The sequence below is a fragment of the Pseudomonas sp. GW456-E7 genome (genome assembly GCF_059424105.1).
On sequence record NZ_JBWKZB010000024.1, the window covers coordinates 34218 to 46146 of the forward strand.

The 11929-nt window shown below is 61.4% G+C and carries 6 protein-coding genes; 2 read left to right on the top strand and 4 right to left on the bottom strand.

Features of this window, described 5'->3' with window-relative positions; genetic code table 11:
- The first annotated feature begins 84 nt into the window (after positions 1-84).
- Both treS and glgB read left to right on the top strand, forming a co-directional pair.
- Entirely contained in the window at positions 85-3426 is a 3342-nt protein-coding gene (gene treS, locus AC07YV_RS16700; RefSeq protein WP_102700041.1) for a maltose alpha-D-glucosyltransferase, read from the top strand.
- A 2-nt stretch (positions 3427-3428) separates the two neighbouring features.
- A complete protein-coding gene (gene glgB, locus AC07YV_RS16705) occupies positions 3429-5660 on the top strand; it encodes a 1,4-alpha-glucan branching protein GlgB (RefSeq protein ID WP_102700042.1) in 2232 nt (743 codons plus the stop codon).
- A 117-nt stretch (positions 5661-5777) separates the two neighbouring features.
- Here the strand turns inward: glgB and AC07YV_RS16710 are convergent, their stop codons facing one another.
- From AC07YV_RS16710 to AC07YV_RS16725, 4 genes are all read right to left on the bottom strand, one after another.
- Positions 5778-6845, bottom strand: coding sequence for an autotransporter domain-containing protein (locus AC07YV_RS16710; protein ID WP_102700043.1), 1068 nt, complete (start codon positions 6843-6845; stop codon positions 5778-5780).
- A gap of 300 nt (positions 6846-7145) precedes the next feature.
- Positions 7146-9743, bottom strand: coding sequence for an autotransporter family protein (locus AC07YV_RS16715; protein ID WP_102700044.1), 2598 nt, complete (start codon positions 9741-9743; stop codon positions 7146-7148).
- Positions 9744-10015: 272 nt separating this feature from the next.
- Positions 10016-10849 carry an endonuclease/exonuclease/phosphatase family protein gene (locus AC07YV_RS16720; protein WP_256358999.1) on the bottom strand — a complete coding sequence of 278 codons (834 nt, stop codon included), beginning with the start codon at positions 10847-10849 and terminating at the stop codon, positions 10016-10018.
- Between the two features lie 209 nt (positions 10850-11058).
- Positions 11059-11817 carry a PIG-L deacetylase family protein gene (locus AC07YV_RS16725; protein ID WP_102700047.1) on the bottom strand — a complete coding sequence of 253 codons (759 nt, stop codon included), beginning with the start codon at positions 11815-11817 and terminating at the stop codon, positions 11059-11061.
- Positions 11818-11929: the final 112 nt, after the last annotated feature.

Here is an 11929-nt window from a genome sequence, read left to right on the forward strand (position 1 = left end):
GAGAAGATCAAAAGATCGCAGCCTTCGGCAGCTCCTACAGGGGCGTATTGAGAGCGGCCTTTATGAATTCACCAGGAGTTTCACATGGCGAAGAAACCCAAGGCAGCCACGTTCATCAAGGACCCGCTCTGGTACAAGGATGCGGTGATCTATCAAGTACACGTCAAATCGTATTTCGACTCCAACAACGACGGGATCGGCGACTTTCCCGGCCTCATCGCCAAGCTCGACTACATCGCCGACCTGGGCGTCAACACCATCTGGCTGTTGCCCTTTTATCCCTCGCCACGGCGCGACGACGGTTATGACATCGCCGAGTACCGCGGCGTGCACAGTGACTACGGGACCATGGCCGATGCCAGGCGTTTCATTGCCGAGGCACACAAACGCGGCCTGCGGGTGATCACCGAACTGGTCATCAACCACACCTCCGACCAGCATCCGTGGTTCCAGCGCGCACGCAAGGCCAAACCCGGATCGGCGGCGCGGGACTTCTACGTGTGGTCCGACGACGATCAGAAATACGACGGCACCCGCATCATTTTCCTCGACACCGAAAAGTCCAACTGGACCTGGGACCCGGTCGCCGGCCAATACTTCTGGCACCGTTTCTACTCCCACCAGCCGGACCTGAATTTCGATAACCCGCAAGTGATGAAAGCGGTGCTGTCGGTGATGCGTTACTGGCTCGACATGGGCATCGACGGCTTGCGCCTGGATGCGATTCCCTACCTGATCGAGCGCGACGGCACCAACAACGAAAACCTGCCGGAAACCCACGATGTCCTGAAACAGATCCGCGCCGAAATCGATGCCAATTACCCCGACCGCATGCTGCTGGCGGAGGCCAATCAGTGGCCGGAGGACACCCAGCTGTACTTCGGCGACACCGACAAGAAAGGCCTGAACGGCGACGAATGCCACATGGCCTTTCACTTCCCGTTGATGCCGCGCATGTACATGGCGCTGGCCCAGGAAGATCGCTTCCCGATCACCGATATTCTGCGCCAGACCCCGGATATTCCCGCCAACTGCCAATGGGCGATTTTCCTGCGCAACCACGATGAACTGACTCTGGAGATGGTCACCGACAAGGAGCGCGACTACCTGTGGAATTACTACGCCGCCGACCGTCGCGCGCGGATCAACCTGGGGATTCGCCGGCGCCTGGCGCCGCTGGTGGAGCGTGACCGACGCCGGGTCGAACTGCTCAACAGCCTGCTGCTGTCGATGCCCGGGACGCCGACCCTGTATTACGGCGACGAGATCGGCATGGGCGACAACATCTACCTCGGCGACCGCGATGGCGTGCGCACACCAATGCAATGGTCCATCGACCGCAACGGCGGTTTCTCCCGTGCCGACCCGGCCAGCCTGGTGCTGCCGCCGATCATGGACCCGCAATACGGCTATCTGTCGGTCAACGTCGAAACCCAGGCCGGCGACCCGCATTCGCTGTTGAACTGGACCCGGCGCATGCTCGCCGTGCGCAAGCAATCCAAGGCCTTCGGGCGCGGTACATTGAAGATGCTGTCGCCGAGCAACCGGCGGATCCTGGCCTACACCCGCGAATACACCGGGCCGGACGGTAAACACGAAGTCATCCTGTGCGTGGCCAACGTGTCGCGCAGTGCCCAGGCCGCCGAGCTCGATTTGTCGGCCTACGTCGGCATGGTGCCGGTGGAGATGCTCGGGGGTAACGCGTTCCCGCCCATCGGCCAGTTGAATTTCCTCCTGACCCTCGCGCCCTACGGCTTCTACTGGTTCGGCCTCGCCGCGGAAAACCAGATGCCCAGCTGGCATGTGGAACCCGCACAGAGCCTGCCGGACTTCACCACGCTGGTGCTGAAAAAACGCATGGAAGAACTGCTCGAAGCGCCGTCACGCCACACCCTTGAGCAGAGCATTCTGCCCAGTTGGTTGCAGAATCGTCGCTGGTTCGCCGGCAAGGACGCCGCCATCGAGCAGGTCGATCTGGCCTACGGCGTGCGCTTCGGCGATGCGCAACATCCGGTGCTGTTCAGTGAGATCAATGTCACCAGCGGTGGCCAGAGCAGTCGTTATCAGCTGCCGTTCGGCTTTATCTCCGAGGATCAGGTCGGTACACCGCTACCGCAGCAGCTGGCGCTGTCGCGGGTACGGCGCGGACGCCAGGTCGGCCTGATCACTGATGCCTTCAGCCTGGAATCCTTCGTGCAAGCCGTATTGCAAGGGATTCAGGCCGGTACCGTATTGCCCAGCAGCGATGGCGACATTCGCTTCGAGTCCACCGCCGAACTGGAAAAGCTCGGCCTCAACGCCGAGTCGCCGGTGCGCTACCTGTCGGCGGAACAGTCCAACAGTTCGGTGGTGATCGGCAACAGCATGGTGCTCAAGCTGATCCGCAAGGTCGCCAGCGGCGTGCATCCCGAGCTTGAGATGAGCGCCTACCTGACCGCAGCCGGGTTCAGCAATATCTCGCCACTGCTGGGGGCCGTGGTGCGCCGGGACGGGGCGGGTGAGGACAACCTGCTGATGATCGCCCAGGGTTACCTGAACAATCAGGGCGATGCCTGGGAATGGACGCAAAACAACCTCGAACGGGCGCTGCGCGATGAACTGGCCGACGCCATGTCCGAGCAGGAGCAACACTACAACGCGCTCGGCGAACTGAAAGATTTTGCCGGTATGCTGGGCCGGCGCCTGGGGGAAATGCATCAGGTGCTGGCAGTGCCCAATGCCAACCCGGACTTCTTGCCGCAGGTCACCACGCAAAAGGACGCGCTGGCCTCGGCCAAGGATGTCGCAACGCAAATCGAGCACGCGCTGAGCTTGCTCAAGCAGCATCAAAATCAATTGACCCCGGCGGACCAGACCCTGGTCAGCCATTTACTGGACAACAAAAAAGCCATTCTCGGACATGTACAAGCGTTGGGTAAAAAGACTGCGGGTGGCTTGCGCATTCGTGTGCATGGCGACCTGCATCTGGGCCAGGTGCTGGTGATCAAGGGCGATGCGTACTTGATCGACTTCGAAGGGGAACCGGCGCGGCCCTTGCATGAACGTCGGGGCAAACACAGCCCGTACAAGGATGTCAGTGGCGTGCTGCGTTCCTTCGACTATGCGGCGGCCATGGCGATCAACGTGCACAACGTCGATAACACGGCGGCGGCCGATGCCGCGCGTGTGCGGGTCACCGAGCGCTACTTGAGTGAAGCGCGAACAGCATTTGTCGACGCCTATCGGCTGGCGGCAGCTAGTCTTGCCCATGCATGGCAAGATCCCGAAGGCGAGGACGCCGCGCTGGCGTTGTTCGGTCTGGAGAAGGCGGCGTATGAAGTGGCCTATGAGGCGGAAAATCGCCCCACCTGGTTGCCCGTGCCGTTGCACGGTTTATATGGATTATTGAGTGGGCTTAAACCCTTTTCCGATCTTGGTGGAGAGTAGTCATGAGTGTCTCGAACAAGGAACAGGGTCATCACAAAGAAGCGCTGCTGCCCGGCGCACGGGATATCGATGCCTTGGTGCGCGCCGAGCATATCGATCCCTTTGCCATACTTGGCCCCCACGGTGATGGTGCCGGTGGACAGTTCATCCGCGCCTATCTGCCGGGCGCCCTGAGTGTAGAAGTTCTGGCCCGGGACTCGGGCGAAGCGCTTGGGAGTCTTCAAGCCACAGAGACGCCGGGGTTGTTTGTCGGGCATTTCGACCGTGCGCAAGCCTATCTGCTGCGCACCCGTTGGGCCGGCGGCGAGCAGACGGCCGAAGATCCTTACAGCTTCGGCCCCTTGCTGGGCGACATGGATTTGTACCTGTTTGCCGAAGGCAATCACCGCGACCTCAGTGCGTGCCTCGGTGCCCAGCTCAAGACCGTGGACGGCGTCGACGGTGTGCGTTTCGCGGTGTGGGCACCCAATGCCCGGCGGGTGTCGGTGGTGGGTGATTTCAACGTCTGGGACGGGCGCCGCCATCCGATGCGCCTGCGGCATCCCACCGGGGTCTGGGAATTGTTCATCCCGCGCCTGCAAGCAGGGGACGCCTACAAGTACGAAATTCTCGGTGCCCACGGCATCCTGCCGCTGAAGGCCGACCCGATGGCGCTGGCCACCAGCCTGCCACCGGACACCGCCTCGAAAGTCGCCTCGCCGCTGAAAATCGACTGGCAGGATCAGGACTGGATGCTGTCCCGAGGCGACCACCAGCGGGTGACGGCGCCCTTGTCGATCTACGAATTGCACGCCGGCTCGTGGCAATGCGAGCTGGACGACCTGGGTGAAGTGGCCCGCCAGTACACCTGGCCGGAACTGACCGAACGACTGATTCCCTATGTCAAAGACCTGGGCTTCACCCACATCGAACTGATGCCGATCATGGAGCACCCGTTCGGCGGTTCGTGGGGTTATCAGTTGCTCTCGCAATTCGCGCCGAGTGCGCGTTATGGCACGCCGGACCAGTTCGCCGCGTTCGTCAATGCCTGCCACCAGGCCGGCATCGGGGTGATTCTCGACTGGGTGCCGGCGCATTTCCCCACCGATACCCACGGCCTGGCCCAGTTCGACGGCACGGCGCTGTATGAGTACGGCAACCCGCAGGAAGGTTTCCACCAGGATTGGGACACGCTGATCTACAACCTGGGGCGCACCGAAGTGCACGGCTACATGCTGGCGTCGGCGCTGCACTGGCTCAAGCACTTCCACGTCGATGGCCTGCGGGTCGATGCCGTGGCCTCGATGCTGTACCGCGACTACTCGCGCAAGGCCGGCGAGTGGGTGCCGAACCGTCACGGCGGGCGCGAGAACCTGGAGGCCATCGATTTCCTGCGCCACCTCAACGATGTGGTCGCTCTGGAAGCACCCGGTGCGCTGGTGATCGCCGAGGAATCCACCGCATGGCCGGGCGTCAGCCAGGGCACCCAACAGGGTGGCCTGGGCTTTGCCTACAAATGGAACATGGGCTGGATGCACGATTCGCTGCATTACATCCAGCAGGACCCGGTGTACCGCGCCCATCACCACAACGAGCTGAGTTTTGGCCTGGTGTACGCCTGGTCCGAGCGCTTCATCCTGCCGATCTCCCATGACGAAGTGGTGCACGGCAAACACTCGCTGATCGATAAAATGCCCGGCGACCGCTGGCAGAAATTCGCCAACCTGCGGGCCTACCTGAGTTTCATGTGGGCGCATCCGGGCAAGAAACTACTGTTCATGGGCTGCGAGTTCGGCCAATGGCGCGAGTGGAACCACGATCAGCAACTGGACTGGTACCTGCTGCAGTACTCCGAGCACAAGGGCGTACAGAAACTGGTCGGCGACCTCAATCGCCTGTACCGCGAAGAGCCGGCCCTGCATGAGCAGGACGACGTGCCGCAGGGTTTCCAGTGGCTGATCGGCGATGACGCGATCAACAGCGTTTATGCGTGGCTGCGCTGGAGCAAGGACGGCCGACCTGTGCTGGTGGTGGCCAACTTCACACCGGTACCCCGCGAGGCGTATCGCGTTGGCGTGCCGTTTGCCGGGCAGTGGAACGAGGTGCTCAACAGCGATTCGTCTATCTATGCCGGTTCCAATTACGGCAATAGTGGCGGGGCAATGGCCGAGGAAACGCCGAGCCATGGGCAGGCGTTGTCGCTGGTGTTGAATTTGCCGCCGTTGGCGGTGTTGATGTTACGGCCGCAGGGCTGATCCAGAGACGGCGCCATTGCTATTGGCGAGCAAGCCCGCTCCCACATTGGATGAATGTGGGAGCGGGCTTGCTCGCGAAGGGGCCAGCCTCGCCAAAAGATCTTTTGAAGTATTCCCTCACCAGCGCATCCGCACACCCAGGCTGCCAATCAACCCATTCAAATCATTGTCGTCCACGTCGCTGCTGTAGTCGGCACTGACGTACAGGCTCACGGTCGGGGTGACCCTGGCGACCAGACCCAGGCCCAGTTCGACGGTCGAGGACTTGCGGCTGCTGCTGATCTTGTCGACCTGATCGAGGGTCACGGTATTGCCGGTGTACACCGTGTGCCACAAGTTGGTCCGCACGTAAGGTTCGACCGGCATCCCGCTGATGTCGTAACTGCCTTTCAAGCGCGCACCGACCCGGCCGCTCCACGAAGTCAGGTCAGTGGAAGACGCGTTTCCCGAGCCGGCATACGGGGTGTCCAGGGTGATGCGCTGGTTGATCAATTGCGCCTGGGGTTCAATCACCCAGTTTTCGCCCAGACCGATAGGAAAACCGCCTTCCACCGACAGCGTCATCGCGCTGCCTTCGGTGGCTCTTCGGGTCCCTTGCTCATTACGGGTGAAGCCGCTGACCCGGCCACCGCTGGCGGTCAGGTCGACGTACCAGCCTTGTGGTCCGGTCAGGCTCCAATAGGCGCCGAGGCTTTGCCCCTGAAGATTGAGCGTGTCGCGGTTGGGGTTGGACATGGCCGGGGTGACCTGTGCGCCCTTGTTGTTGAGCTGGAACTGGTTCGAGCCACTGACCAGGCCGACCCTTTGCGTATGGCCGCTGGCACTTTGCAGGGTGAGGATCGCCGGGCCTTTGAGTGCGTTGGTACCGGGAACGGCCAGACCCTGGGAAAGGTAATCGGCTTGTGCCTGGCGAGAGGGCTGGCCGTAGAGTTGGTCCCAGGCCGTGGGCGCGGCGTCTTCGGTGGTCAGGCTGGAACTGCGTAGATCGGGATGCGCGCTGAATTGACCGGGCCAGGTTGCTGCAAGGGGAGTCAGACCGAGTGTCGGGATGTCCTGGCGATACCACGGCGTTGTTTCCTGTTCGGCAGTGGCGGCGAGCAATTCAATGGAGGAACACAGCAGGAGTGAACTCGATACGGTGCAAAAAGTGACTTTGATTTCTTGCGAGGTGAGGGGGATGTTCATGGAGGCCTACCTTGCAGTTGCATGTGGTATCTCGCTCTGGCGTCTCTCCTACCCCGAATGAGGGGCGACCGAAAGGATTAGGCGGCGTCACGGGCTGCCCGTTTTTACGGGAGCCCGCGGCTGGTCCTGGTAGTGGTTCCGGGGGTAGTAACGTGAAGTCAAGAAGACCGAAACAGTCGAGTCAAGAAGATGGCCGATAAGTGGTAATGGTTTAAAAGGGGCTGTTCAATGGCGTGTCTCCAGGTGCTTTTTTATTCGAATAATCGTCAAAAAACCTCGGGATAGAGCGGTTTCAACGCCTCACCACCTCACCCGAATCCCCATGTTACCGAATGTCCCCCGTTGTTGGTTGCTGTCGATATTGCTGGTGTAGTCAAGTCCGGCGTACACGCTGACCGAGGCGGCAACGCTCAGTACCATGCCGATTCCGAGGTCGGCGGACGAGGTTCGTTGCTGGGTTTCGATCTGGTCGACATGATCAAAGGTGACCGTGTCGGTACCCGTGAAGGTGTGCCAGATGTTGGCCCGCAAATAGGGTTCCAGCGGTCGGCCACTGACTTCGTAGCGACCCTTGAGACGTGCGCCGACGCGGCCGGTCCAGGCACTGTCGGAATCGAACGAGACACGGGAGATGCCGTCGTCCTGGCTGTCGAGCTTGACCTGCTGGTAAATCAACTGGGCCTGGGGTTCGACTACCCAGTTGCCAGACACGGCGACCGGGTATCCAACTTCTGCCGAAAACGTCGTTACGTGGCCGTCATTGTCGATCTTCAGGCCACTTTCGGAGCGGTTGTCGCCATTGAGCCAGGTGTACATGGCCACGATATCGAGATAGGCACGAGCAGGATCGGTCAGGGTCCAGTAAACGCCAAGGCTGTCGCCTTTCAACTCGACGTTGCCGGAGCGCTTGCCTTCGAAGCCCTGATTGAAACCGTCGACATCCCCTTGCAGGCGACTGTGGCCGATGAAGAAACCGCTGCGCTGGGTTTGCCCACCCGCCAGCTGTGAACTGAACAGGTCATTGCCGACCTGGAAGCCATTGAGCGAGCCATCCAGTCTTGGTGTGACGGTGCCGGCCCAGGTCTGCTCGAGGTTCTTGCCGTAGACCCGTCCCCAACCTGCGCCCAAGGCCCCGGTTTCCGTTAGCAGATTCTGATCGCCCTGACGGTCATGAAAGGTACCCAGTGCTGACAGGCTCAATTGTGCTGCAGCCGGTGGTACCACCGACCAGGTAGGCACCGCCTCTCGATACAGGGGGATAGGGTCTGCGCCGGGTACGGCGGCTGGTAACGCAAGAGCTTTGAGCGTCACGACGCCTTCAGATCCTTGAGCCCCGGTAGCCACGACCACAGGCGCGGCGACCGGCACTGCCACGATGGGCTCCAGCGTCGGCGGCAAGGCGGTATCCGGGTTGGCGACGGCAACCACGGGCGGCGCCACCACCGAGGAACGCAAGTACCAACTGTTTTCGCTGCCCGGTGTGATGCCGCCTTTGAACAGGCGGTAATCGAAGGCACCCACCGACACCGGGGCTTTGAGGGCGAACGCAGTGTTGTCGCTGACCGCCGTGCCTTGGGCCTGTACCAGCTGGATACCGTTTTGCCGGGTCAGGGCACCCGCGCCGCCAATGTTGGTGACGCTGATCAGGGTGCTGCCGGTCAGCGTTCCGTTGTTGACCACCAGCTTGTCACTGGGGGAGCTGTCATCGCCCACTGCGCTTTGCAAGAGCAACTGGCCGCCGTTACCCACGTAATTGCCTTCAACCGTCAGGGTGTCGTTGGTACGCGAGTTACCGCTGGCAAGGTCGATGACCCCGCTGTTGTTCAAGGTCGCGAGCCGGCCCGGGGTCAAAGAGGTGATGCTGCCCTGGATTGACGTGAGCATACTGCTGCCGTCGATGTTGAACACGCGCGTCTCGCTGTTCTCGTCCCCCAGTTGAAAGCTGCCATCCAGATCGAACCGAGAACCGTTGCCCAGGTTGACGGTTTCCCAGTTGATATACCGGGCAGCGCCCGATGAGGTGGTGTGATCGAAGGTCAGCAGGTCATTGCCATCGCCGCCATCGATGCTCGGGGTCTGGGCGAGGGTGCTTTCGGTCAGATTGCGCAAAGTGGCGCGGTCGTCGCCTGCCTCCAGCAGGACTGGCGAGCGGATGATTCCGCCGCCGTCCCACAGCAGCGTGTCATCGCCGTTGCCGGCGCGAATCTCGCCGACGATTTCTCCGCCGGTGATCGTGATGCTGTCGTTGCCGTTGCTGACACTGATATTGCCGCCGATACGCCCCCCGGAGACGATGATCTCATCGGTGCCTAAACCCGTCACCAGATTGCCGAGGATCTGCCCACCGGACATATCGAAGATATTGTTATCGAGTTTCATGTTGACGCGGCCGATGGTACCGCGGGTCATTTTGGCGACGTCGCCATCTTCGAAGGCGCCGACGATGGTGCCTCCGGTCATCAGAAAGGTGTCGCGGCCGTCCCCTTGGGCCAGGGACTCAATGCTTCCGCCGGACATGATGAAGTCATCGATGCCACTGCCTTGGTTGACGGCTCCGGTGACTTGCTCGCCGGTGATCGTAAAACTATCTGCCCCGTCGCCCAGATCCACTGCGCCGGCCACGATGCCCGAGTCCATGTTCACAGCGTCGGCGCCGGCACCAAAGGTCACGTTGCCATTGATCCTGCCGGTGCCATTGGCGGGGAAGGTCAGGGTGTTATTGCCCGACAAATCGGTCAACGGCCCACTGGTGCCGCTGTCGCAGACGAAGTTGGAGTTGCCGGCGGTTGAGGTGAGTGTGCAGGCTGCGTAGGCGGGTTGGGGCCAGTTCGCACATAACCAGATCGAGAACAGGCAGGCGCCATAACGGTACTTGGACAGATCTGTCGAAAACTCCATGTTGCCTCCGCGATGGGATCAACTTCCGTTCCTTTGGCCGGAATCAATGGCCAGGAACCAGACGTGCTGGGCAGCGCGAGTTGCAAGACAACATCGGGTGCAACTATGACCCGCAAGTACCTTCGGCAACCAAGGCGCTACGTGTGTGTCGCAAGCCCCTGCGGATTTCCCTCAGGGCGGCAACAACGTAGCAGGCACCGATACAACGTGGCTACTGTCAGAAATAACAGGTGGGGATGACCTTTCGTCACTTCGAACCGAAAGGCCGCGATTCAAAGATGCACTTCCACCGCCAACGGCAAATGGTCGGAAAGGTGCGTCCACGGCTTGTTCCCGAGTATTTTCGGCTCATGACTGCTGGCATTGCGCAGGTAGACGCGATCCAGGCGCAACAGGGGGAACCGCGCAGGGTAGGTTTTGGCCGGGCGGCCATGGTGGCGCTCGAAGGCTTCGTGCAGGTAGTCGCGGCGGGCAAGGGCGGCGTTGCCTTGCATCTGCCAGTCGTTGAAGTCGCCGGCAATGATCACCGGCGCATCATCCGGAAGGGATTCGAGGAGCTGGCAGAGCAACTGCAATTGCAGCTGACGATGGCTTTCCAGCAGGCTGAGGTGCACGCAGATGGCATGCACTTCGCTGTGCCCCGGCACGTCCAGCACGCAGTGCAGCAAGCCGCGGCGTTCCGGGCCGGTAATGGATACATCCAGGTTTCGGTATTCGCGGATCGGGTATTTCGACAGCAGGGCATTGCCATGGTGACCGTCGGGATAGACGGCGTTGCGTCCATAGGCGAAGTCGCTCCACATGCTGTCGGCAAGGAACTCATATTGCGAGGTCTGTGGCCAATCGTTGTAGCGGGAGGAGTGGCGGTCGTGCTCGCCGACCACTTCCTGCAGAAACACCAGGTCCGCCGACGTACTGCGCACGGCTTCACGCAGCTCGGGAAGGATGAAGCGCCGGTTGAGCGCGGTGAATCCCTTATGGGTGTTGACCGTCAGCACGCGCAGTCGGTGGATGTCCGGGGGAGTACTCAACGGCACCGATTCAGCTGATTGGTGCTTGGAATGACTGGCCACGTTCGCTCCTATGATTCGGGGCTGCCTATGCATGCGACTGACGCATGGACGGGCAGTTCAGTTTGCCTTTAACGCCAACGTGCCAGATTTGACACTTTGCGGCGTAACCTCGGCGGTCAATGCCCCCTGTAGGAGCGAGCTTGCTCGCGATAAACCTGAGAGCACCGCGGGGTGTCAGGCTCCCCGCATCATCGTTGACCTCCATCGCGAGCAGGCTCGCTCCTACAGAAAGCGTAGTGGGCTTAGACGAAGACGATTTCATAAGGCAAACGAATGCGCTCCAGCAGCGTGCGCGGTAGCAACGGCGCAAGGCCGATGGCGGGTTCACCATCGAGTTGGCTGGCGTAGGCGTGGGTGGCGTGGCTCTTGCGGGCGATGGTCCAGGCATCGAGGCGCACCTTGCGCGCACGATGCCAGGGGATCAGCTCCCGGTCCCGTGCCGGCCAGTGCCAGGCCCGGAACGGCACGTCGTTGTAGGTGGCTCCCACACTGGCCGCCGCCCTGGCACTGGCGCGGCCGACGGTGTCGTGGTCGACGTTGCCGTCTTCGCACCAGGTGCTGAACACCACATCACCCGGGCGCAGGTAGCGCCCGATGAACTGGGCGATCCGTTCTTCGTGTTCCACCAGGGCGTTGTCGGTAAACCCGCCACGGATCCACTTCAGGCTGTGCATCGGCAACCCGAGTCGGCGGATGGCTTCCACGCTTTCCTGGGGACGAAATACGCTGAGGCGTTTTTCCGACCACTGCCGGGAACCGGGATGGCTGGCGCTGCCGTCGGTGATCGAGATCAATTGCAGCGGGTGGCCCAGGTTGCTGAGCAATTGCAGCAGGCCACCGCAGGTCACGACTTCATCGCCGGGGTGCGGGGCAATGAACACTGCGCGTGCACCGGCAGGCACCAGGGATTGGGTGCTGATGGACGCAATGCTGTCCAGTTGCGGGGCACTGTTCCAGATCTGGGAGGGCAGACTGGCTTCGCTGAAGGAAACGGATTTCATGGGTATTACGTCCTTGTGCTGCTTCGCCTTCAGTCGTGCGCGAGACAAGCCCGGCCGACCCGTGAGGGCTGGTGGATAGCGAGGTGCGACAACCCCAACCCTGGATCGCCGC